The 21412-nt window shown below is 44.4% G+C and carries 24 protein-coding genes, 1 pseudogene and 1 riboswitch; of the genes and pseudogenes, 21 read left to right on the top strand and 4 right to left on the bottom strand.

Going from position 1 to position 21412, the window contains the following annotated elements:
* Nucleotides 1–4 precede the first annotated feature (4 nt).
* Genes PPIS_RS10385 through PPIS_RS10375 form a run of 3 tightly spaced genes read right to left on the bottom strand, consistent with a single transcriptional unit; the run spans nucleotide 5 to nucleotide 2314 of the window.
* Complete coding sequence (locus PPIS_RS10385) at nucleotides 5–622, bottom strand: peptidylprolyl isomerase (protein ID WP_010372225.1); 618 nt, start codon at nucleotides 620–622, stop codon at nucleotides 5–7.
* Nucleotides 622–1179, bottom strand: coding sequence for a YajG family lipoprotein (locus PPIS_RS10380; protein ID WP_010372222.1), 558 nt, complete (start codon nucleotides 1177–1179; stop codon nucleotides 622–624). The genes PPIS_RS10385 and PPIS_RS10380 overlap by 1 nt, the downstream gene beginning before the upstream one ends.
* A gap of 4 nt (nucleotides 1180–1183) precedes the next feature.
* On the bottom strand, nucleotides 1184–2314 hold the full coding sequence (locus tag PPIS_RS10375; protein WP_010372220.1) for a methyltransferase: 1131 nt from the start codon (nucleotides 2312–2314) through the stop codon (nucleotides 1184–1186).
* A gap of 38 nt (nucleotides 2315–2352) precedes the next feature.
* Here PPIS_RS10375 and PPIS_RS10370 point away from each other — a divergent pair, with 38 nt between their 5' ends.
* The 21 genes and pseudogenes from PPIS_RS10370 to ung all read left to right on the top strand — a co-directional run bounded on the left by PPIS_RS10370 (nucleotide 2353) and on the right by ung (nucleotide 20949).
* The gene (locus PPIS_RS10370; RefSeq protein ID WP_010372217.1) at nucleotides 2353–2946 is read left to right on the top strand and encodes an alpha-ketoglutarate-dependent dioxygenase AlkB family protein; all 594 of its coding nucleotides are present in this window, start codon (nucleotides 2353–2355) and stop codon (nucleotides 2944–2946) included.
* Between the two features lie 45 nt (nucleotides 2947–2991).
* Complete coding sequence (locus PPIS_RS10365) at nucleotides 2992–3306, top strand: BolA family protein (RefSeq protein WP_010372214.1); 315 nt, start codon at nucleotides 2992–2994, stop codon at nucleotides 3304–3306.
* A 105-nt stretch (nucleotides 3307–3411) separates the two neighbouring features.
* Entirely contained in the window at nucleotides 3412–4602 is a 1191-nt protein-coding gene (gene fabV, locus PPIS_RS10360; protein WP_010372210.1) for an enoyl-ACP reductase FabV, read from the top strand.
* A gap of 442 nt (nucleotides 4603–5044) precedes the next feature.
* Nucleotides 5045–6388: a Na(+)-translocating NADH-quinone reductase subunit A gene (locus PPIS_RS10355; protein ID WP_010372207.1), complete on the top strand. Its 1344-nt coding sequence runs from the start codon at nucleotides 5045–5047 to the stop codon at nucleotides 6386–6388.
* Between the two features lie 2 nt (nucleotides 6389–6390).
* A complete protein-coding gene (locus PPIS_RS10350; protein ID WP_010372204.1) occupies nucleotides 6391–7593 on the top strand; it encodes an NADH:ubiquinone reductase (Na(+)-transporting) subunit B in 1203 nt (400 codons plus the stop codon).
* The gene (locus PPIS_RS10345; RefSeq protein WP_010372202.1) at nucleotides 7583–8332 is read left to right on the top strand and encodes a Na(+)-translocating NADH-quinone reductase subunit C; all 750 of its coding nucleotides are present in this window, start codon (nucleotides 7583–7585) and stop codon (nucleotides 8330–8332) included. The genes PPIS_RS10350 and PPIS_RS10345 overlap by 11 nt, the downstream gene beginning before the upstream one ends.
* A complete protein-coding gene (locus PPIS_RS10340; RefSeq protein WP_010372200.1) occupies nucleotides 8332–8964 on the top strand; it encodes an NADH:ubiquinone reductase (Na(+)-transporting) subunit D in 633 nt (210 codons plus the stop codon). Before PPIS_RS10345 ends, PPIS_RS10340 begins: the two co-directional genes overlap by 1 nt.
* A 10-nt stretch (nucleotides 8965–8974) precedes the next feature.
* A complete protein-coding gene (gene nqrE, locus PPIS_RS10335) occupies nucleotides 8975–9583 on the top strand; it encodes an NADH:ubiquinone reductase (Na(+)-transporting) subunit E (RefSeq protein WP_010372198.1) in 609 nt (202 codons plus the stop codon).
* Nucleotides 9584–9603: 20 nt separating this feature from the next.
* A complete protein-coding gene (nqrF, locus tag PPIS_RS10330; protein ID WP_010372196.1) occupies nucleotides 9604–10830 on the top strand; it encodes an NADH:ubiquinone reductase (Na(+)-transporting) subunit F in 1227 nt (408 codons plus the stop codon).
* Nucleotides 10831–10938: 108 nt separating this feature from the next.
* Nucleotides 10939–11970 carry an FAD:protein FMN transferase gene (locus PPIS_RS10325; protein ID WP_010372195.1) on the top strand — a complete coding sequence of 344 codons (1032 nt, stop codon included), beginning with the start codon at nucleotides 10939–10941 and terminating at the stop codon, nucleotides 11968–11970.
* A gap of 100 nt (nucleotides 11971–12070) precedes the next feature.
* Entirely contained in the window at nucleotides 12071–12283 is a 213-nt protein-coding gene (gene nqrM / locus PPIS_RS10320; RefSeq protein WP_010372193.1) for a (Na+)-NQR maturation NqrM, read from the top strand.
* A gap of 80 nt (nucleotides 12284–12363) precedes the next feature.
* Nucleotides 12364–12963, top strand: a complete 600-nt coding sequence (locus tag PPIS_RS10315; protein ID WP_010372191.1) for a histidine phosphatase family protein — start codon at nucleotides 12364–12366, stop codon at nucleotides 12961–12963.
* 18 nt (nucleotides 12964–12981) lie between these two features.
* Nucleotides 12982–13109: riboswitch (cobalamin riboswitch) on the top strand.
* A 69-nt stretch (nucleotides 13110–13178) separates the two neighbouring features.
* Complete coding sequence (locus PPIS_RS10310) at nucleotides 13179–13976, top strand: ABC transporter ATP-binding protein (protein WP_010372189.1); 798 nt, start codon at nucleotides 13179–13181, stop codon at nucleotides 13974–13976.
* The gene (locus tag PPIS_RS10305; RefSeq protein WP_010372187.1) at nucleotides 13973–14998 is read left to right on the top strand and encodes a FecCD family ABC transporter permease; all 1026 of its coding nucleotides are present in this window, start codon (nucleotides 13973–13975) and stop codon (nucleotides 14996–14998) included. Before PPIS_RS10310 ends, PPIS_RS10305 begins: the two co-directional genes overlap by 4 nt.
* Nucleotides 14991–16045: pseudogene (cobT, locus tag PPIS_RS10300) on the top strand (nicotinate-nucleotide--dimethylbenzimidazole phosphoribosyltransferase). The gene PPIS_RS10305 and the pseudogene cobT overlap by 8 nt, the downstream one beginning before the upstream one ends.
* The gene (locus PPIS_RS10295; RefSeq protein ID WP_010372181.1) at nucleotides 16045–16827 is read left to right on the top strand and encodes an adenosylcobinamide-GDP ribazoletransferase; all 783 of its coding nucleotides are present in this window, start codon (nucleotides 16045–16047) and stop codon (nucleotides 16825–16827) included. Before cobT ends, PPIS_RS10295 begins: the two are co-directional and overlap by 1 nt.
* Nucleotides 16827–17366, top strand: coding sequence for a bifunctional adenosylcobinamide kinase/adenosylcobinamide-phosphate guanylyltransferase (cobU, locus tag PPIS_RS10290; RefSeq protein ID WP_010372179.1), 540 nt, complete (start codon nucleotides 16827–16829; stop codon nucleotides 17364–17366). The genes PPIS_RS10295 and cobU overlap by 1 nt, the downstream gene beginning before the upstream one ends.
* Entirely contained in the window at nucleotides 17363–18835 is a 1473-nt protein-coding gene (locus PPIS_RS10285; protein WP_010372175.1) for a cobyric acid synthase, read from the top strand. The genes cobU and PPIS_RS10285 overlap by 4 nt, the downstream gene beginning before the upstream one ends.
* A 1-nt stretch (nucleotide 18836) precedes the next feature.
* Entirely contained in the window at nucleotides 18837–19433 is a 597-nt protein-coding gene (gene cobO / locus PPIS_RS10280) for a cob(I)yrinic acid a,c-diamide adenosyltransferase (protein WP_010372173.1), read from the top strand.
* Nucleotides 19433–20284: a cobalamin-binding protein gene (locus PPIS_RS10275; protein ID WP_010372172.1), complete on the top strand. Its 852-nt coding sequence runs from the start codon at nucleotides 19433–19435 to the stop codon at nucleotides 20282–20284. The genes cobO and PPIS_RS10275 overlap by 1 nt, the downstream gene beginning before the upstream one ends.
* Nucleotides 20281–20949 (top strand): uracil-DNA glycosylase, encoded by a 669-nt coding sequence (gene ung / locus PPIS_RS10270; RefSeq protein WP_010372170.1) that lies wholly within the window; start codon nucleotides 20281–20283, stop codon nucleotides 20947–20949. The genes PPIS_RS10275 and ung overlap by 4 nt, the downstream gene beginning before the upstream one ends.
* 196 nt (nucleotides 20950–21145) lie before the next feature.
* Here ung and PPIS_RS10265 read toward each other — a convergent pair whose 3' ends face one another.
* A complete protein-coding gene (locus PPIS_RS10265; protein ID WP_010372168.1) occupies nucleotides 21146–21337 on the bottom strand; it encodes a DUF3545 family protein in 192 nt (63 codons plus the stop codon).
* Nucleotides 21338–21412 lie beyond the last annotated feature (75 nt).

The following is a 21412-nucleotide window of genomic DNA, read 5'->3' as shown; positions in this document are numbered from 1 at the left end:
GGTATTACTCTGGCTGCTTTAATACTTCGACTGAAAGAATAATGACGGGCTCTTTGGGTATAAAGGTATAGCCAAGCTTTTCATTGTAGCCGGTTTCCACCTTCATAATTGCGTCCAGTGTTTCATAGCCTTCAGAGACGTTTCCGAACACGGCAAAACCCCAGCCTCTACCCGGGTTCAAGTGATCGTTGTCATCCATATTAAAGAAAAACTGTCTGGTACCTGAGTGTGGTTTGTTGTCTTGGTAGGCCATGGCAATGGTATACATATCATTTTTCAAACCATTACCGCTTTCATTGAAGATAGCTTCGCGCTCAAACATACCATCGTACTCTTTGTCGTAACCTCCACCTTGGATAACAAAGTCTTTTTCGTTGGCTTCATCACGCTCAACTCGATGAAAGACAGAGCCGTTATAGTCTTTATTGATAACGTAAGTTAAAAAGTTATTTACTGTGATAGGCGCTCTCGATCTGTCTAGTTCGACAATAATCGGCCCTTTACTGGTATTGATCTGAACTCGAGGGAATAGATTATTCTTTTGTACGAATTTACCGTTCATTTCGGCAAATACATTCATACTTAATAATAGGACGGTTAAGCTTAGAATTATTTTTTTCATTAACTTCCTCTCACAAATTGAATAAATTCAGGATCTTGAACGATTCGAGTAACAACCTGTTGAGCTAGGTTGTTGAGCTGCTCTTCGACTTTGGCTTGGTCGTGTTTTAGTGGGCCATTTAAATTAGCACTACCTTTATATTGCTTTTCGAAACTGCGAGCGCCTTGCTTTATCAGTACGGTGACGTCAGCTTCAGCATCACTTTGATGAGTCGAGAAAGATTCATCAATAATGGCTTTAAAGCGATTGATATTCACAGTGATTTGCGCAGCAGCGACCGGTGTTATTTGCGCGCCATGTGCGGTGAGTGCTTGCGTTAATACCTGATTGAAATTAACTGGTAAATTAGCATCAGGTACGTAAAGTGCGGGCTCTTGGTTTTTCACGCGAATGGTGTATTTTGTGGTTCGTAGATCGTTTACTTTGACCGCCACGTTGGCGGCAAGCGCGTTTGACGAAGGTCCTTGATACTCCGGATGAAGAATGACACTGCGTGGTGAGCTTTCACAGCCCACGAGTATCAAGGTTAGCAAAATAATCAGCAATGAAAAACGCATGAAGTTAGCTCCTCTTTATTGCACTTAAAACAGTGAATTTTTTGTTGTTGCCTAGTGTCTTGCTGTTACCGAACAAACGCTTGAGTTTGTCGTCGTATTCCAAGTGGCGGTTACCGATAATTCTTAACTCTCCCCCTTGGCGAAGCGCAGCCTTAGCTTGTAAAAACATCTGCCAAGCAATGTGATCGGTGATTGCGTTGGCCTGATGGAATGGTGGGTTACACAGTATCAGATCCGCACCGTAATTTTCAAAACCCGTAAGGCAGTCGTTTTGAACGAACTGACAATCAGCGACACGCTCGGGTAGGTTATCCACGACATTTTGCTCCGCGCTATGCACCGCCATCGCGGACTCGTCGATAAAGGTGACGGTGGCATTTGGCATTTTTGCGAGCGTCATCAATCCGATGACACCATTACCGCAGCCAAGATCAATGACCTTCAATGGCTTTTTCCCCATAGGGAGGTAATTGATAAAAAAGCGTGCGCCTATATCAAGAGAATCTCGTGAGAAAACATTTGCTTCATTCGACAAGGTAAAATCGGTTTTTTCCAGCGGCCAAGACACAGGGAATTTACTATCAATGGCTTTGGCTGACGTCTTGCTGAACACCAAACGCGATTTTTTTACCGCTAAGCTAGTCGTTGGCTCCGTCAAAAAGTGGCTAAAGCTTTTTAATGTTGAGGTGTGAATTTCTTTTGCTTTGCCAGCCGCAATGACGGGAATGTCTATAGTCAATTTACTTAACTGTGCAAGTTGCGCTTGCAATAGCCCTGAGTTTTTGGGAATTTTTATTAATATCAGATCGATATCCTTTGGCAGCTCATCCATGCTAGTGAGTACATCAACCTTAGCGTCCGCAAGTTCGTTGGCCTCTAAATTATACTCATAGGCGAGGGTACTCACATAAGAGTCGGTCACTACCGTACAGTGCTTGTCAGCAAGTGCACAGCATAATGCGCCAAAACTATCGTTGAGAATGAGAATACGATTTGCATCGCGGTGATGTTCAAAGACATAATCTAACAGGTATTCGTCGGCTGAATCCCAAGCTTGTAAGCTACGATTTTTTTGATCGAGTGGAAACCTATGTAGCGTAAAAGGGTTTCCGGCTAGAATTGCATCAGTCGTCATGTGAATGTTCTATAAATAAAAGCAGCGGGTAGTTTAACATGAGAGCAGTAGACAAAGCACGGAACTTGCCGTGCGGTTTTAGCTATCAAGCACAGGCTATTAGCTTCGATAAAAGTCTAGCGCTATATAATGTACTACTGAATAGCCTTGCGTGGCAGCAAAATACCATCACCTTATTTGGTAAGACCCATCAAACGCCTCGACTTGAACGATTTATTGCCGACCCTGACGTGCATTACAGTTATTCTGGAAAGCGACTTGAAAATGCTCCTTGGCCTTCGGTATTGCTGGGGATCAGACAAACGCTAGAACGCAGATTTAATATGCCTTTTAATGCAGTATTGGCTAATTTTTATCGTGACGGTCAAGACAGTATGGGCTGGCACAGTGATGATGAACCTGAACTCGGTTTGACGCCCATAATTGCTTCACTGTCGCTTGGCGCGACCCGTAAATTTAAAATACGCCACAAAGTAAGTCACTCTGTAACTGATATTCTATTGGAAACAGGCAGCTTATTGGTAATGCAAGGTGATAGCCAGCGCGACTATCAACATGCTTTGCCAAAGCAGGCCAAGGTGACTCAGGGGCGTATTAATCTCACTTTTCGAAGTGTTGGAAATACGCGCTGAACGGCGTATAGTAGCGTCACGAATTGCTCTAGGAGACAAAGTATAATGTCAATGCAATCACAGATTTATGACAAAATAGCTGAAGCCGTTGCGTGCAAGCATCTGAACGTTATCAATGAAAGCCATATGCACAGCCGTGGCGAAGAGTCTCATTTTAAAGTCATTGTTGTAAGCGAACAATTTATCGGTCAGCGGCTGCTGCAGCGTCATCGAAAGATCAATGAAGTGCTAAAAGATGAGCTGCAAAACCATATTCACGCTTTGGCCATTCATGCCTATACACCAGAAGAGTTTTCAGACAAAGAAGGTCAGACGCCAGAGTCACCAAAATGTTTGGGTGGTTCTAAGTTTGATAGCTGATCAGATGTGTGTTTTACATATCTGCCAGTACACTACGCAGTAATTTTAATAAAGTGAGACCAATCTCACTTTTATTTTGTATCAAATCAATGGATAGGATCTCTTATGGTCATCAAACCAAAAATTCGCGGATTTATTTGTACTAATGCGCATCCAGTAGGCTGTGCTGCACACGTTCAAGAACAGATTGAATACGTAAAACAACAAGGCCAAATCGAAAATGGTCCTAAAAATGTATTAGTAATTGGTGCATCGACAGGTTATGGCTTGGCATCGCGTATCACGGCTGCATTTGGTGCCGGTGCGAAAACGTTAGGTATCTTCTTTGAAAAAGAAGGCTCAGAGAAGAAAACCGCGTCAGCGGGTTGGTATAATACGGCTGCCTTCCAACAAGCTGCAGAAGAAGCGGGTTTGTGGTCGAAAAATATCAATGGCGATGCATTTTCTGATGAGTTGAAGCAAAAAACCATCGACACCATCAAAGCTGAATTGGGTAAAGTAGATTTAGTGGTATATAGCCTTGCGTCTCCTCGTCGTAAAGACCCTAAATCTGATGAAGTTTATTCTTCAACACTTAAGCCAATTGGCTCAGCTATCACAACTAAAAACCTGAATACTTCTAAGCGCGTCATTGATGAAATGACAGTTGAAGCTGCTAACGAAGACGAAATCGCCAATACGGTGAAAGTGATGGGTGGTGAAGACTGGGAACTTTGGATTGATGCGCTTAAGCAAGCAGATGTACTGGCTGATGGTTTCAAAACAACGGCATACACTTATATTGGTAAAGAGTTGACTTGGCCAATATACGGCCACGCAACGATTGGTAAAGCAAAAGAAGACTTGGATCGTGCGACGCTGGCAATTCGCGAAACCACTGCTGATATTAAAGGCGAAGCTTATGTGTCTTCACTGAATGCAGTAGTGACGCAGGCAAGCTCTGCTATTCCAATTATGCCTCTTTATATCTCTGCACTATTTAAAGTGATGAAAGGTGATGGAACTTATGAAGGGACAATCGAGCAAATTCATGGGCTGTTTACTGAAAATCTATATGGTCAATCGCCACGCTTTGATGATGGCGGTCACTTGTTCCAAAACTATAAGGAACTAGAAGACGGCGTTCAAGCTCGTGTGCAAACTATTTGGGATACTGTTGATACTGATACAATTGATGAATTGACGGATTATGTTGGTTATCACAACGAATTCTTGAAGCTATTCGGCTTCGGAGTTGACGGCGTAGATTACGAAGCTGATGTGGATGCAACGGTAGAAATTAGTCACCTAGTTTAATTTCACGGTTTTTGATCTCACTGTTTTTGATTTTGCGGGCAAAGTGCTACTTGGTACTTTGCCCGTTTTTGTTTGACCGTGAATTTTTACTTATTTTGTAGATTAGGGTAAGAAAAATTTTATCTATGCAACTTTGGTCTATACTCCCTCCAGTGATGGATTTTTCAACTAATCTAAATCCACGTTAAAGTCGTATTAATTTCATAATTCCACTCGCATACTCAGTACGATTAATGTTAAAATCAGAGAAATATGTGAGGACTTTTATCACGACGCTGCTTTTTTGTGCGCGTTGAGGGGTATTTTAAAGGGGCTTGTTTGGGAACCCTATCCGGACTCATAACTTTCTGCTCTTTATACCTAATACTTAGTACAAACGAGGTGGCGCTGTGGTGACTAAAGATATTTTCAGTTTCTTTCCGTTAATGTAATGCAAGTGCGTATGATCAACATAAAAAAAGGTCTGGACTTACCAATAGAGGGCGCACCTCAGCAAGTTATTCATGATGGTTCTGCCGTCAAACGAGTAGCTGTGCTAGGTGAAGAATTCATCGGTATGCGTCCTACCATGCATATTCGTGTGGATGACCAAGTCAAAAAAGGCCAAGTTCTTTTTGAAGATAAAAAGAACCCAGGCGTCAAGTTTACTGCGCCAGCTTCTGGTGTAGTTAAAGAAATTAACCGTGGTGCTAAGCGTGTACTTCAATCCGTTGTGATCGAAGTTCAAGGCGACGAGCAAATCACTTTCGAGAAGTTTTCAGCTGCTGATTTAAGCAACTTAGACTCTGAAAAAGTGAAGGAAGTGCTAATCGAGTCTGGTCAGTGGCCAGCGCTTCGTGCACGTCCATTCAGCCGTGTCGCTGTGCCGAGTGCAACACCTAGCTCAATCTTTGTGACAGCAACAGATACTAATCCGTTAGCAGCAGATCCTGCTGTTATCATCGCAGAAAACGTGGAAGCGTTTGAAGCGGGTCTAGCGGTTGTATCTCGTTTGACTGAAGGCAAAGTATTTGTGTGTAAGAAAGCGGGTGCTAACGTACCTAGTTCTTCTATCTCACAAGTAGAAGTTCATGAGTTTGCAGGTGTGCACCCAGCAGGTAACGTGGGTACTCACATTCACTTCCTAGATTCTGTAGGTACAAACAAGCAAGTTTGGCACATTGGTTACCAAGATGTCATCGCGTTTGGTAAGTTGTTCCTGACAGGTGAAATCTACTCAGACAGAGTTATTGCTCTAGCAGGTCCTCGAGTTAAGAACCCTCGCTTAGTAAAAACTCATGTCGGTGCGTCGCTAACAGATTTAGTTGCAGGCGAGCTTGAAGACGGTGATAACCGAGTCATTTCTGGCTCTGTGTTAGCTGGTAAAACAGCAACTGGCCCTCACGCTTACCTTGGTCGTTACCATACTCAAGTATCAGTTTTACTTGAAGGTCGCGAGAAAGAGCTATTTGGCTGGATCGCTCCTGGTAGTGACAAATTCTCCGTAACACGTACATTCATTTCACACTTAACACCTAGCCGTTTGTTCAAGATGACAACGTCTACTGGTGGTTCTAAGCGTGCGATGGTACCAATCGGTAACTATGAGCGTGTTATGCCACTCGATATTTTGCCAACGCTATTATTACGTGATCTTATTTCACGTGATCTAGATTCTGCGATTTCGTTGGGTGCACTAGAGCTAGATGAAGAAGATTTAGCACTATGTACTTACGTATGTCCGGGCAAATATGAGTACGGTTCAATCCTACGCGATTGCCTGACTACTATCGAGAAGGAAGGTTAAAAATGGCCTTAAAGAAATTTTTAGAAGACATTGAACCTCACTTTGAACCTGGTGGTAAACACGAGAAGTGGTACGCGCTTTACGAAGCCGTAGCAACTATCTTCTATACTCCTGGTTATGTAAACAAAGGTGCAACGCACGTTCGCGATAATATCGACCTAAAACGTATTATGATTTTAGTGTGGATGGCGACGTTCCCAGCAATGTTCTTTGGTATGTTCAACATCGGTCACCAAGCTGCGCTTGCACTAGGTAACGGTTTTGAGCTTGCTAATACTTGGCAGGTAGCTATCTTCCAAGCGCTTGGTGGTGAATTAACTGCTGATGCAGGTTGGGGCGCCAAAACGTTCTACGGTGCGTGTTTCTTCTTGCCTATTTACGCTACCGTGTTCGCGGTTGGTGGCTTCTGGGAAGTGTTATTCGCATCAGTTCGTAAGCATGAAGTAAATGAAGGTTTCTTCGTAACTTCGGTATTATTTGCGCTTATCCTGCCTGCGACAATTCCTTTATGGCAAGCTGCTTTAGGTATTACGTTTGGTGTTGTAATCGCGAAGGAAATCTTCGGCGGTACTGGTCGTAACTTCTTAAACCCAGCACTTGCAGGCCGTGCGTTCTTATTCTTCGCATACCCTGCTGACATTTCTGGTGACACAGTGTGGACAGCTGTTGATTCGTTCTCTGGTGCAACTTACCTAGGTCAAGCAACTGCAGGTTCACTAGACTACAGCAATATGGACCTTTGGTTTAATGCGTTTTATGGCTTTATCCAAGGCTCTGTAGGTGAGACATCAACACTAGCAATCTTACTTGGTGGTTTGTTCCTGGTTTATGTTCGTATCGCTTCATGGCGCATCGTACTAGGTACATTCATTGGTATGGTTGTAATGTCATTCGTTCTAAATGCAATTGGCTCTGAAACAAATGCTGCGTTTGCTATGCCTTGGCATTGGCACTTAGTACTTGGTGGTTTTGCATTTGGTATGTTCTTTATGGCAACAGACCCTGTATCTGCGTCTTTCACAGACAAAGGTAAGTGGTTATACGGTGCGCTAATCGGTGTAATGGTTGTGCTTATCCGTGTTGTTAACCCGGCATACCCAGAGGGCATGATGTTGGCAATCCTATTCGCTAACCTTTTTGCTCCACTATTCGACCACTTCGTAGTGCAGTCTAATGTGAAGAGGAGATTGGCACGTGTCAACTAATAATGAATCAATGGGCAAAACGCTTGGCGTAGTTGTTGGCTTATGTTTAGTGTGTGCAATCGTAGTATCTTTTGCTTCGGTTCAGCTTCGCCCTATGCAACAAGCAAACAAAAACGAAGATATTCAACGTAACATTTTAGCCGTTGCTGGCTACGATAAAGTTAAAAACGTATCTGAAGTTTTTAACCAAAATATCGAATCACGTGTTGTTAGTCTTAAAACAGGTGAGTTTGTAGAAGACGTTAAAGCGGAAACTTTTGACTTTGAAGCGACTAAGTTTGATGCCAAACGTAGCTACAAGCTTTCAAAAGCAGAAGACAAAGCGGGTATTCAACGTATCACAAATAACTCTCCAGTTTATTTTGCAAAAGATGACCAAGGTAAAGTGTCTACTATCATTCTACCAATCCAAGGTTATGGCCTTTGGGGTGTGATGTATGGCTTCCTTGCGCTAGAAGCTGATGGTGAGACGATTAAGTCAATCAACTTTTATAAGCACAGCGAAACTCCAGGTCTTGGTGGCGAAATCCAAAACCCTAAGTGGACTGCACTTTGGGAAGGTAAAGAGCTTCCTATCGATGTAGTTAAAGGTAGTGCTGGCGGTAACGAACACAAGGTAGACGGTCTATCTGGTGCAACACTTACTTCTAACGGTGTTGATCACACAGTTGATTTTTGGACAAGCGACAAAGCGTTTGGTCCATTCCTTGCGAAAGTACGTAAAGGAGCATTGAACTAATGGCTAATGCAAAAGAAATGAAGGAAGTCTTGTTTGGTCCTGTTTTTGCAAACAACCCGATTGCACTGCAAGTGTTGGGGATCTGTTCTGCACTAGCGGTAACTTCAAGCCTTAAAAATGCACTTATCATGTCAATCGCGTTGACATTGGTTACTGCGTTTTCAAGTTTATTTATCTCAATGATCCGTAACCACATTCCTTCAAGTGTGCGTATCATTGTACAAATGACGATTATTGCATCATTAGTAATCGTTGTAGACCAAGTGCTTCAAGCGGTTGTTTACTCAACAGCAAAAGAACTATCAACGTTCATCGGCCTTATCATTACTAACTGTATCGTAATGGGTCGTGCAGAAGCATACGCAATGAAGTCACCACCAACAATGTCGTTCCTTGACGGTATTGGTAACGGCTTAGGTTACTCTGTTGTACTTCTAACAGTTGGCTTTATCCGTGAGCTATTCGGTGCGGGTACATTGTTTGGCGTTGAAATCTTACCACTTATCTCTGAAGGTGGTTGGTATCAGCCTATGGGTCTACTAGTTATGCCATTCAGTTCGTTCTTCATCGTAGGTGCATTTATTTGGGCACTACGTACTTGGAAGAAAGAGCAAGTAGAAGCGAAGGCATAAGGGGAGAGAGATGGAACAATATATCAATTTATTTATAAAAGCAGTTTTCATTGAAAACTTAGCTTTGTCTTTCTTCTTAGGTATGTGTACTTTCTTGGCGGTATCTAAGAAAGTAACAACGTCGCTAGGTCTAGGTATTGCGGTAGTTGTAGTTCTTGGTATCTCTGTACCAGTAAACAACTTGGTTTATCATGCAGTGCTAGCGCCGGGCGCATTGGAATGGTTAGGCTTCCCTGAAGTGGATCTTAGCTTCCTACGCTTCTTGACGTTTATCGGTGTAATCGCAGCGCTTGTGCAAATTCTAGAAATGACATTGGACAAGTTCTTCCCTGCGCTATATAACGCACTAGGTATCTTCCTACCGCTAATCACAGTTAACTGTGCGATTTTCGGTGCGGTATCATTCATGGTTGAGCGTAACTTAAACTTCGGTGAATCTGTAGTTTATGGTCTAGGTTCAGGTGTGGGCTGGGCACTTGCTATCGTATTGTTAGCAGGTATTCGTGAGAAGATGAAGTATGCAGACGTTCCTGATGGTTTACGTGGCTTAGGTATTACCTTTGTTACTGTAGGTCTAATGGGCTTTGGCTTCATGTCATTCTCTGGTATTTCACTGTAAGGTAGCGAGGAAACTATACGATGGAAACTATTGTATTAGGCGTAAGCATGTTCATCGCTATCGTTGTGATGTTAGTGCTTATCATCATTGCAGCGAAATCGAAGCTTGTAGCAAGCGGTGACGTGACAATTGATATTAACGGCGATCCTGAAAAAGCGATCAAGACTCCTGCTGGCGGTAAGCTACTAGGTGCACTTGCAAACGCGGGTATTTTCGTATCGTCTGCATGTGGTGGCGGTGGCTCGTGTGGTCAGTGTCGCGTACATATTAAAGAGGGTGGTGGTGATATTCTACCAACCGAACTTGACCACATCTCTAAAGGTGAAGCACGTGAAGGCTGTCGTCTAGCGTGTCAGGTTAACGTTAAAAACGACATGGAAATCGAAGTTGAAGAATCAATCTTCGGTGTTAAAAAGTGGGAATGTACTGTTATCTCTAACGATAACAAAGCAACTTTCATCAAGGAGCTAAAACTAGGCATCCCTGAAGGTGAAGTTGTACCTTTCCGTGCCGGTGGTTACATTCAGATTGAAGCACCAGCTCACCATGTTAAATATGCAGACTATGATATTCCTGAAGAATATCGTGCTGACTGGGAACGTTTTGGTTTCTTTAAGCTAGAGTCTAAAGTTGACGACGAAACGATCCGTGCGTACTCAATGGCTAACTACCCAGAAGAGTTTGGCATCATCATGCTAAACGTACGTATCGCAACTCCGCCGCCAAATAACCTAACATTACCTTGTGGTAAGATGTCATCATACATCTGGTCACTTAAAGAAGGTGATAAGGTTACTATTTCTGGTCCATTTGGTGAATTCTTCGCGAAAGACACTGATGCAGAAATGGTATTTGTTGGTGGTGGTGCTGGTATGGCGCCAATGCGTTCACACATTTTCGATCAGCTTAAGCGTCTTAACTCTAAGCGTAAGATGTCTTTCTGGTACGGTGCACGTTCTAAGCGTGAAATGTTCTACGTGGAAGACTTTGACGGTCTAGCTGAAGAAAATGATAACTTCCAATGGCATGTTGCCCTTTCAGATCCTCAACCAGAGGATAACTGGGAAGGTTACACGGGCTTCATTCATAACGTACTTTTTGAAAACTATCTTAAAGACCATGAAGCGCCAGAAGATTGTGAGTTCTACATGTGTGGTCCTCCAATGATGAACGCGGCAGTTATTAACATGCTTAAAGACTTAGGTGTGGAAGACGAAAACATCCTACTTGATGACTTCGGTGGTTAATTAGGTTTCGGTCTAACAATGAACTTAAGTTAGAATATAAGCCCTCCAGCAAAATACTTTGCTCGAGGGCTTTTTTATACCCGTTGGTACTAAATTCAGGGAATTCTGATGCAAGCAAGTTACGCTTTTTTATCTAGATTTTTTATTATTTCGTTTTTATTCGTTTTTTTAACAGGGTGCCAAGACGCCAAACCTGAAGCCAAGGAAATCGTGCTGTCTGGTAAAACCATGGGCACAACCTACAACATCAAAGTATTCCCTGGCGAAAAGTCGCTCTCACAAGCGCAGCTGCACGATGAGGTTGAGCAAGCATTAAAGACTGTTAATCAATCTATGTCCACCTATATCCCAGATTCTGAGATTAACCAGTTCAACCGTTTAGCGGCAAATACCGTTATGCCTATCAGTGAAGACTTTCGCTTGGTAGTTGCTGAATCTATCCGCCTTGGGAAGTCGACAAAAACGCTTGATGTTACGATGGGACCGCTTATCGATTTGTGGGGATTTGGTCCTGACAAAAGACCAACAATGCGTCCGTCACAGGCTGAGTTAGACGATATGCGCACTCGTATCGGTGTCGATAAGCTCATTTTAAATGACACTGGCCTCGCTAAAACAATTGCTGGACTTGAATTATCATTTTCTGCAACCGCTAAAGGTTATGGTATAGATAAGGTCGCTGAGGTGATTGAGAGTCATGATATTCATGACTATATGGTTGAAATTGGCGGCGAGCTGCGAGTTTCAGGTAAGAAGCCGGATGGTGAGTGGCGTATTGCTATCGAGAAACCTGATGCGCCTGTTGGTCAACGCCAAATTCACCGTGTGATAGAGCCTGGCAAAAATGGCATTGCGACCTCAGGTGACTACCGTATTTTCTATGAAATGGATGGTGAAACCTTTACACACCTTATTGACCCAACAACAGGTCGCCCGGTTAAACATGAGCTAGTATCAGTAACGGTACTGCATCCATCTGCGATGACGGCTGATGGCTTAGCAACAGCATTGACTGTGATGGGCACGGAGCGTGCAAAGGCGTATGCCACTGAGCATCAACTCCCCGTGTATTTAATGTATAAAAGTCCTGAAGGGATCAAGAGTTACGCGAGTGAAGCATTTCAGCCGTACTTGAATTAAGCTCTACAACACCCCATAATTTAATTGTGAGTGACGTCATGAAAGCGTATAATTTGCGCGTCGTCACTCAATTCAATGTAGCAATAAAAGGGGCTAGATAATGTCTTTATTCCTCCTTACTTTCGGTTTACTTATGCTTATCGCTGTTGCGATGGCAGTAGGCGTTATCGTACAAAAGAAATCCATGGCAAGTAGCTGTGGTGGTTTGGGCTCAATGGGCATTGACAAAATTTGTGATTGCGACGATCCATGCGATAAACGCAAAAAGCGGTTAGCAAAAGAAGAGATGTGGAAAGAAAACCAGATCCTGTAACCGTAGAATAATATTAATTGAAAACGCAAGCTTAGCTTGCGTTTTTGCTTTTTGGGTAACAAACCTTAGGTTAAGTAAAAATGCAGCGGCAGCTATATTTTGTTCGTCATGGTGAAACGACCCTATCAGGCCATTTACTTGGAGTGACAGATCCCGAACTCAGTACCATAGGCGCTCAGCAATTGCTGCAATCGTTAACGAGTCTAAGTGGCCTGCGGCGTATTATTAGCTCTCCAAGGAAGCGCTGCCTGAATACAGCCACAGCCTTTGCAAAGCAGTATCAACTCCCCGTTGACGTGGAGCCAAATCTCGCCGAATTTGATTTTGGGTTATGGGATGGACAACCATATGATACGCTTTGGCGAGAAACCCAATCTCCAAGTATTGGCGATTTTTGGCACAACCCTTGGCTGCACACGCCTCCTGAGGGCGAGTCTATGTATGATTTTCATCATCGGGTTGCCACATGGTGGCACAGCATTTTGGCGTCGCCAAGTGAAGAGTGTACCGCCGTGGTAGCACATGCTGGAGTAATAAAAGCGCTTGTAGCACTTATTCTTGACCTATCGCCTGAGCTTACTGCATACCAATCGAAGATAGATATTCCTTATGCGGGTATAGTAAAAGTTGAGGTGTTTTACGACAGCTGCCAAACTGCTTGGCCAAAAGTTGTATTTTAGACGTCTAGACTTCATAATATTGCAAATTTCGTGATAGGCAGATATTGGGAATGAGGTGTGAGTCCTCAACTGTCCCCGCAACTGTAAGTGTATGAGCCTTGTCTCTTGCATAAGTCAGATACCAAGGCCTATCCATATACTTAAGCGGGCAGACTTAAGTCAAAGTTGTCGCTTCTCTATAAGCTACTACTTTGCCGTGCCCAATCAGAGGTGCTATGGCAGTCACTCCACAATTTCAAGTCGATAAACTTAGCGTACAGCTTGGTGGTAAAGCCATCTTAAAGGCACTCAGCTTTGCTATTAATTCGGGTGAATTTATTGGTTTGCTCGGACCGAATGGTGCTGGAAAGTCGACTTTGCTGCGCACTTTATATCAATACACAGCACCAAGTTCTGGGGCGCTACTTTTCAATGATAAGCCGCTAGCTAGTTATGGACGTAAAGCCTACGCGAGACATGTTGCTGTGGTGCTACAAGAGATCCCCGCTGAGTTTACTCTGCCATTATTTGATATGGTATTGATGGGGCTAACACCGAACAAATCACTGCTCGCGACAACGACGGCTGCTGAAAAACAGGCAATCTTACATGCCATTGAGCAAGTTGGATTGAGCCATAAGTTAGAGCAATGTTTTAGCTCCTTGTCTGGTGGGGAGAAGCAAAGAGCAATGATCGCACGTGCCATGGTGCAAGCGCCTCAAGTATTGATAATGGATGAGCCCACCAGCCATTTGGACATTAAATATCAAATCCAAATTATGGAGCTGGCCAAACAGCTTGGTGTTACTATCATTGCGTCTTTTCACGACTTAAATTTGGCTAGCGCCTTGTGCGACCGCTTATTAATATTAAATAACGGTGAGCTTGTTGCAGATGGGTCGCCACTTGAAGTCATTACCGAAAGCCTATTAAGCCAAGTTTTTGGGGTATGCGCAGAGGTTTCTACTGTCCGCCATCCGCCAAATAACAGTGAGATCCCACATATACGCTTTCATTACGGGTATCAATTATGATTGCCGCAAAGCGGATCGCGTTGATATCGATACTGCTATTGAGCTTGTGCTGTTTTAGCATGCTGATGGCACTTAAGATCGGTGTGATTGATTTATCTTGGCATACGGTTATACAAGCGATTATTAATTTCGATCCAAACGTACTTCAACAGCGGGTGGTAGTTGAACTTCGTCTGCCACGGACGTTACTGGCGATGAGCGCGGGAGCAGGACTGGCGATAGCGGGTCTTATTTTGCAAACCGTGACGCGTAACCCTCTAGCTGATCCTTATTTATTTGGTATTTCTTCAGGTGCTTCATTCGGTGTGGTGGTGCTTATTGCGCTATTTGGTGCACAGTCTAGCCTAATGATGTCTGGGGCTGCATTTGTCGGAAGTTTGCTGTCTATTTTGTTGCTTTTATTTGTGGCAAAGCGCAATGCAATGCAGCAGGTGGAAACTATGCTCTTGGCGGGCGTTGCACTTTCTTTTCTGTTCAGTGCCTTTACTAGCTTGTTGCTCTATTGGAGTGACCCTCAAGCCATCAGTGCAATCTTCTTTTGGAATCTAGGCTCGTTTGCAAGGGCGAGCTGGCAATGGCTATGGCTTCCTTGTTTGGTCGTGTTGCTGAGTTTTATCACGCTTTTAGTGATGCGTCGGCCACTCAACGCCTTGTTGCTCGGAGATGAGAGTGCCACCACGCTTGGCGTGAATGTAGGACGAGTGCGAATAGGTATGTTGTTATTGAGCTCCTTACTCACCGCAGTACTTGTGGCTGCGTGCGGTGGAGTCGGATTTGTAGGTTTGATGATCCCGCATATCGTGCGCTTTTTTATCTCGCAAGCAAAGGTCATTGGGCTTGTGGCCACCGCGCTTTGCGGTTCGCTTTTGATGCTATGGGTGGATGTATTGTCGCGCACACTTATCGATAATCAGGAACTTCCCGTGGGTGTGATCACCGCCGCCATTGGCAGCGTGTTCTTCTTAGCATTGCTTATTTTCAAAAATCGCCGCTCTGGAGGCGTCGGAGTTACCCATGGTTAAACCGTTAGATACTCGCTTAAACACGCTTATTCAACAGCGCATTGACTTAAAAACCAAACCGCTAGGTGCGCTAGGTAAGCTTGAAGCCTTGGCTGCGCAGCTAGTACAGATCTTCTCACAAAGGCAGACGCAATTAAACATCGAGCAGTTAGCAATAACACGCCCTGCAATGTTTGTTTTTGCGGGTGACCATGGTATTGCAAGCCATGGGGTTTCTATTGCGCCAAGCGAAGTGACTGGGCAAATGGTTGCAAACTTTGTGCAGGGGGGGCCGCGATCAACGTCTTTTGTCGGCAACTTGGTTGGCAGTTAACCGTAGTAGACTGTGGCACATTAGTGCCATGCGAGCCTGCGCCGCATTTGCGCTCACAGCGACTTGGCGATATTACTCATGCCTTCCATAAACAACCCGCGATGAGCGAAATGCAGCTCAAGCAAGGACTTGAATATGGAGAGCAAGTGGTGATGCCCGCTATTGAAGCGGGTAGTAACGTGATTGCTTTTGGTGAAATGGGGATTGGCAATACCAGTTCCGCAGCTGCAATTTTAGCGGCGCTCAGCGGGGCGAGTGTGGAATTATGTGTGGGGCGCGGTACAGGCATTGACGATGAAACGCTTTGCAAAAAACGGGCACTTATCAAACAGGCTCTAGAATATCATCAAGATAAGCTTGCGACACCAGAACAAATTTTGCAGCGCCTAGGTGGCTTTGAAATTGTGCAAATGGTTGGTGCCATGCTGGCGGTTGCACGGGCACAAAAAGTAATCATAGTGGATGGCTTTATCTCCACCGCAGCGGCTATGTTGGCAAGTAGAATAGCACCGCATAGTAAGCAATATATGGTGTTTGCTCACGGCTCTATGGAGCAAGGCCATAAGTTAATGTTAGAGCAGTTAAATGCCGAGCCATTACTACATTTAGATATGCGCTTGGGTGAAGGAACGGGCGCCGCTCTAGCGCTTCCATTATTACAAGCTGCGCTAGGCTTTTTTTGCGAAATGGCAAGCTTTGCCGATGCCCATGTTACGCAAGTGGTAGACGCATAATGCAGTGGCAACAAGAGTGGCGACTGTTTAAGCTTGCCGTGGTGTTTTTAACGCGAGTGCCAATTCGTTTGGATCCTGCCCCTTCATCCGATGAACTTAACGAAGTGAGTGGTTACTTTTCTTTAGTCGGTTTATTTGTTGGTAGTTTCTCGGCCATGCTTGGCTATGTTGCCAGTGGAGGTGTGTCGCCAATGTTCGGCGCCGCCGTTGCACTGGCTGCAAGTATTTTACTTACCGGTGCTTTTCACGAAGATGGTTTTGCCGATGTTTTTGACGGTTTTGGCGGTGGCTGGAGCCGTGAACAAAAGCTTGAGATCATGAAAGATAGCCGTCTTGGTACATACGGTAGTTGTGCGCTGATATTGCTGTTATTGGCCAAATTTTCGCTTTTGCTCATGCTCTTTAATGACTTTTCTGTGACACTCGCTGCACTTATTTTGGCCCATAGCCTAAGCCGTGCCTTTGCGGTGTCTTTAATCGGTGCACTTGACTATGTACAAGCTGATAAGCTGAGCAAAGTTAAGCCTGTAGCTAAATATCTATCGAGTGCCGCGGCGACTCGCCTTACGCTTACTACCATCGCGATTTTAATTTTCTGTTGGCCATGGCTTGCGCTTTCACTGTTCGACTTGCTGATGCTGTGTACTTGCTTATTTGTGTTAAGACTTGTGTGCATTAAATGGTTTAACGCGCAGCTCGGTGGTTACACCGGAGACTGTTTAGGGGCTGCGCAGCAACTTGCTGAGCTTGTTATTTTGCTTTTTATTGTGGGTCATCTCTAATGGCACAAATACAGTTAATACTGGGCGGTGCTCGCTCAGGCAAGAGTCGCTTGGCAGAGCAGCGCGCTATTCTAATGTTAGAGCAAGGTGCGGTGAACGAACTTTACTATGTTGCAACTGCAAAAGCTCAAGATGAAGAAATGAAAAGCCGAGTGTTTGCTCACCAGATGCAGCGCGATAGCCGCTGGCAGCTAGTGGAAGAGCCATGGCATATTGATAAGCTTATTGCTACTGCACGCGAAGATGCGCTGTTACTTATCGATTGTTTGACTTTATGGCTGAGTTTTGGCTTATGCGAAATGGGCAAAGCCGCGACCATAGACAAAAAAGAACATTTGCTGGCGGCACTAGAAAGCTGTGCTGCCACTGTTATTTTGGTGAGTAACGAAGTGGGGCATGGGATAATTCCGCTTGGCGAGCTAAGCCGTGAGTTTGTTGATGAGTCTGGTTGGCTCCATCAAGACATTGCTAAAGTGGCCGACAGAGTCGATTTTGTTATTGCAGGCTTGCCACAATGTTTAAAAGGTCAAGACGTATGAAAACCTTAATGGTGCAGGGCACCACGTCTGATGCCGGTAAAAGTACACTGGTTGCGGGACTTTGCCGGGTGCTGCAACAAAAAGGCTTATCGGTTGCGCCTTTTAAGCCGCAAAATATGGCACTAAATAGTGCCGTCACACCGTGCGGCGGTGAAATTGGTCGGGCGCAAGCACTCCAAGCCGAGGCCGCAAAAGTCCCACTATCCACAGACTTTAATCCTATTTTGCTTAAGCCAAACTCTGACACTGGCGCACAAGTGATCATTCACGGCAAAGCCATTAGCAATATGGAAGCAGCCGCTTATCATGATTACAAAAAGGTAGCGATGGAGGTTGTACTTTCCTCACATCAACGCCTCGGCGAACAATTTGAGCTGTGCATAGTGGAAGGGGCAGGGAGCCCTGCTGAGATCAATCTGCGTGAAAATGACATTGCCAATATGGGGTTTGCCTGTGAAGTTGCATGCCCCGTGATCGTTATCGCTGATATCGACAAAGGCGGGGTGTTCGCACACTTGGTTGGCACACTTGCGTTATTAAGTGACTATGAACAAAGCTTGGTTAAAGGGTTTGTGATCAATCGCTTCCGTGGTGATATTGCGTTATTGCAATCTGGACTTGACTGGCTCGAGCAAAAAACGGGTAAGCCTGTACTTGGGGTATTGCCCTATTTGCATGGCTTAGCGCTCGATGCAGAAGATGCGGTGACGGTGGACAATATCTGTGAACGGGGATCGTTAAGCGTCAGGGTTTTACTATTTCCTCATATTAGCAATCACACCGACTTTGACACCTTGCGCTTAAACCCTGAAGTGGATTTGCGTTATGTACGCTATCAAGAATCTATCGGTCCTTGTGACTTAATCATTCTGCCTGGCAGCAAAAATGTGTTGAGCGATTTAACCTTCTTACGCAAACAGGGTTGGGCAGAAGAAATCAAACGGCACCTGAGGTACGGTGGTAAGGTACTAGGTGTGTGTGGCGGTTTGCAAATGTTAGGTAAGTTCATCAGAGATCCAAATGCGGTGGAATCAACTCTCGGTGAAGTCGCTGGGCTTGGTCTGGCTGACTTTGATACTACACTTTCAGAGCAAAAAGTACTGACGCAAGTATCTGGCATTTGCCAATTGGATGAGCAAAGTGCTGAAATTTGTGGTTACGAGATCCATGCAGGGATTTCTTCTGGAGCGGCACTAGAGCTGCCATTCTTGCGATTTAGCACACATCCAAATAACAGTGTGAAAGATGGTTTTATCTCTCGAGATAATCAAATTGCAGCCACCTATTTACATGGTTTATTTGATACGGTCACCGCGACACAGGCTATCTTGTCTTGGGCTGGTTGTAAGCAAGCGGGAACAGCCGCGATTGATTTAGCGAAGCACAGAGAGCAGCAAATTACGCGTCTTGCCGACAGCTGTGAAGCACATTTAGATTGGCAAAAATTGATGAAAATAATTGAGGAATAACATGAGCGAACAACAAGAGAAGCATCAGCAACGACAGCAAAAAGTAAAACAACAAGTCGATGAAAAAATTGCCGCGGCGCAGCAAGAGCAGGGCATTTTACAAGTGATCACAGGTAACGGTAAAGGTAAGTCAACATCTGGTTTTGGCACCGTTGCGCGTTGTGTCGGTCATGGTATGAACGCTGCAGTTGTACAGTTTATTAAAGGAACCTGGGATTGCGGTGAACGCAATTTGCTCGAAAAAGTCGGCGTGCCATTTGCGGTAATGAAAACAGGCTTTACGTGGGAAACGCAAAACCGTGAAACCGATACTGCCGCTGCCCAGGCGACGTGGCAGCAAGCGAAAGTATGGCTACAAGATGAACGCATCGATTTGGTATTGCTTGACGAAATTACGTATATGTTGAGCTATGACTATCTAGATTTGGACGAAGTCATAACGGCGCTAGAAAACCGTCCTACCATGCAATCAGTGATTGTAACTGGGCGCGGTGCACATCGACGCCTGACCGAGCTTGCAGATACCGTGAGTGAAGTGCGTAATGTGAAGCATGCGTTTGAGGCCGGCATTAAGGCGCAAAAAGGGTTTGACTACTGATGCTAAAATTCGCCTTATTTATTGTTCTAGGTTTTGCCTTTAGCGTTAGTGCTAAGCCCGCAGAGCGGATCATCGCGCTTGCGCCTCATATTGTCGAAAATCTTTATGCAATAGGAGCTGGGGAGCGGATTGTAGGCACGGTCGCCTATGCCGATTATCCAGAATCAGCCAAGCAACTGCCTCAAGTTGGTGACTATCAAGGTATTTCGGTTGAGAAAATTTTGGCACTTAAGCCTGATCTTATCATTGCGTGGAAAAATGCAAGTCACGTTCCTATGCTTGAAAAGCTCGAAAGCTTTGGTGTTGACGTGATTTATAGTGAAGCGAAATATCTAGATAAACTACCCGATGAGTTGCTACGCCTAGGTAAAATTACTGGCCTTGGAGCTCAAGCACAGCAACAGGCTGATTTATTTACTAAACGTTTAAATGAACTAAAAGCCCAGTATAAACAAAGCGCTAGCTTAGCTGTATTTTATCAATTGTGGCCATCACCGCTGATGACTGTGGGAGGCGAAAGTTGGTTACAGCAAGTATTTACTGTGTGTAATGTGAAAAATGTTTTTGCCGACGCCACCACGGACTATCCGCAAATTAGCATTGAGAATGTTCTGTTGAAATCACCACAAGTGATTGTAATCCCAGAAGAAAAGACCAAACAAGAGGTCAAAGCAATTGCATGGCAGCAATGGCCTTCGATCCCTGCAGTAAAGTACCAACAAACTATTTCGGTAGATGCCGATCTGCTCCATCGTTATAGCTATCGTATGCTCGAGGGAATATCGGATTTATGTGGTAAACTCGACGTTTCTCGAAGCCATTATAATATGATGAAAAAAGGTGAAGCATGACAACGTGGAGTGACGTGTTAGGTCAGGAAAAACAACAAGATTACTTTAAACAAACCATGGATTACGTGGCAGAGCGTCGCGCTCAAGGTATAAATGTGTTTCCGCCCCATGAACAGGTATTTGAAGCGTTCAAAGTCACACCTTTCGATCAGGTTAAAGTGGTGATTTTAGGGCAAGACCCCTATCACGGCCCCAATCAGGCTCATGGTCTATGTTTCTCTGTGTTACCAGGGATTAAGCCGCCGCCGTCGTTAAATAATATGTATAAAGAATTAGTGCAGGATATTGATGGCTTTCGCATACCTAATCATGGCTACCTAATTGACTGGGCTAAACAGGGCGTACTGCTGTTAAATACGGTGTTGACAGTAGAGCAAGGCCAAGCACACTCACACAAGCATTTGGGCTGGGAGCGCTTTACAGATGTAGTGATTGAAAGGCTGAATGCCCACAGTGAAGGTGTGATTTTCTTACTCTGGGGCTCACACGCCCAGAAAAAGGGTAAGAGCATAGACACAAACCGTCACCATGTTTTACACGCACCACACCCTTCGCCGCTCTCAGCACATCGCGGCTTTTTTGGTAGTGGCCATTTCAGTAAAACCAATCAGCTGCTCACCCAAATGGATAAGCAGCCAATCGACTGGCGATTGGCCGAGCTATAATACCAATTAGTCTTAATACTTGCTCAATTTGAAGGAGTAAATCTGACGCTAACTGCGTTAAAAATTTATTATTTAGAACAACTAAATAGCAACATTTTTGCCTTGTTATCGACAAGATTTTCTCGCCTCAAAATAGACCACTTAATTAAGCGAATTGGTATAACAACAAAAAAGAGCGCCGTGAAGGGCGCTCTTTTTAGTTAAAATCAAATTCGTCTAAATCAACACTGTCTGCGAAAATATCCAATTCCTGTAGTTCTTTGCGTAGTCGCTGTTTATCTTTTAGCGCTTCAATTTCACGCCATTTTCTTTTTTTGCCCTTAGATGAAGTTTTTTTCCTAGTATCCGGACTTTCTAATAATTCTAATAACTCGTCTAGGGTATCCATGAAAATCTCCTATTGATAAAAACAACCTAAAGTGGCATTTGCTTTGGCTGTTGTTAGCACTACAACTGCAATGAC

The organism is Pseudoalteromonas piscicida (assembly GCF_000238315.3).
Lineage (GTDB): Bacteria > Pseudomonadota > Gammaproteobacteria > Enterobacterales > Alteromonadaceae > Pseudoalteromonas > Pseudoalteromonas piscicida.
Note: the sequence above shows the minus strand (reverse complement) of the source record. Positions and strands in the feature narration are given on the sequence as shown.

Excerpts from the sequence above, each read along its gene's own strand:
- PPIS_RS10355 (WP_010372207.1), top strand. The coding sequence starts at position 5,045 with ATGATCAACATAAAAAAAGGTCTGGACTTACCAATAGAGGGCGCACCT.
- PPIS_RS10380 (WP_010372222.1), bottom strand. The coding sequence starts at position 1,179 with ATGCGTTTTTCATTGCTGATTATTTTGCTAACCTTGATACTCGTGGGC.
- nqrE (WP_010372198.1), top strand. The coding sequence starts at position 8,975 with ATGGAACAATATATCAATTTATTTATAAAAGCAGTTTTCATTGAAAAC.
- PPIS_RS10275 (WP_010372172.1), top strand. The coding sequence starts at position 19,433 with ATGCTAAAATTCGCCTTATTTATTGTTCTAGGTTTTGCCTTTAGCGTT.
- nqrF (WP_010372196.1), top strand. The coding sequence starts at position 9,604 with ATGGAAACTATTGTATTAGGCGTAAGCATGTTCATCGCTATCGTTGTG.
- PPIS_RS10315 (WP_010372191.1), top strand. The coding sequence starts at position 12,364 with ATGCAGCGGCAGCTATATTTTGTTCGTCATGGTGAAACGACCCTATCA.
- cobO (WP_010372173.1), top strand. The coding sequence starts at position 18,837 with ATGAGCGAACAACAAGAGAAGCATCAGCAACGACAGCAAAAAGTAAAA.
- PPIS_RS10375 (WP_010372220.1), bottom strand. The coding sequence starts at position 2,314 with ATGACGACTGATGCAATTCTAGCCGGAAACCCTTTTACGCTACATAGG.
- PPIS_RS10310 (WP_010372189.1), top strand. The coding sequence starts at position 13,179 with ATGGCAGTCACTCCACAATTTCAAGTCGATAAACTTAGCGTACAGCTT.
- nqrM (WP_010372193.1), top strand. The coding sequence starts at position 12,071 with ATGTCTTTATTCCTCCTTACTTTCGGTTTACTTATGCTTATCGCTGTT.
- cobU (WP_010372179.1), top strand. The coding sequence starts at position 16,827 with ATGGCACAAATACAGTTAATACTGGGCGGTGCTCGCTCAGGCAAGAGT.
- PPIS_RS10385 (WP_010372225.1), bottom strand. The coding sequence starts at position 622 with ATGAAAAAAATAATTCTAAGCTTAACCGTCCTATTATTAAGTATGAAT.
- PPIS_RS10265 (WP_010372168.1), bottom strand. The coding sequence starts at position 21,337 with ATGGATACCCTAGACGAGTTATTAGAATTATTAGAAAGTCCGGATACT.
- PPIS_RS10370 (WP_010372217.1), top strand. The coding sequence starts at position 2,353 with ATGAGAGCAGTAGACAAAGCACGGAACTTGCCGTGCGGTTTTAGCTAT.
- fabV (WP_010372210.1), top strand. The coding sequence starts at position 3,412 with ATGGTCATCAAACCAAAAATTCGCGGATTTATTTGTACTAATGCGCAT.
- ung (WP_010372170.1), top strand. The coding sequence starts at position 20,281 with ATGACAACGTGGAGTGACGTGTTAGGTCAGGAAAAACAACAAGATTAC.
- PPIS_RS10350 (WP_010372204.1), top strand. The coding sequence starts at position 6,391 with ATGGCCTTAAAGAAATTTTTAGAAGACATTGAACCTCACTTTGAACCT.
- PPIS_RS10305 (WP_010372187.1), top strand. The coding sequence starts at position 13,973 with ATGATTGCCGCAAAGCGGATCGCGTTGATATCGATACTGCTATTGAGC.
- PPIS_RS10285 (WP_010372175.1), top strand. The coding sequence starts at position 17,363 with ATGAAAACCTTAATGGTGCAGGGCACCACGTCTGATGCCGGTAAAAGT.
- PPIS_RS10365 (WP_010372214.1), top strand. The coding sequence starts at position 2,992 with ATGTCAATGCAATCACAGATTTATGACAAAATAGCTGAAGCCGTTGCG.
- PPIS_RS10340 (WP_010372200.1), top strand. The coding sequence starts at position 8,332 with ATGGCTAATGCAAAAGAAATGAAGGAAGTCTTGTTTGGTCCTGTTTTT.
- PPIS_RS10325 (WP_010372195.1), top strand. The coding sequence starts at position 10,939 with ATGCAAGCAAGTTACGCTTTTTTATCTAGATTTTTTATTATTTCGTTT.
- PPIS_RS10295 (WP_010372181.1), top strand. The coding sequence starts at position 16,045 with ATGCAGTGGCAACAAGAGTGGCGACTGTTTAAGCTTGCCGTGGTGTTT.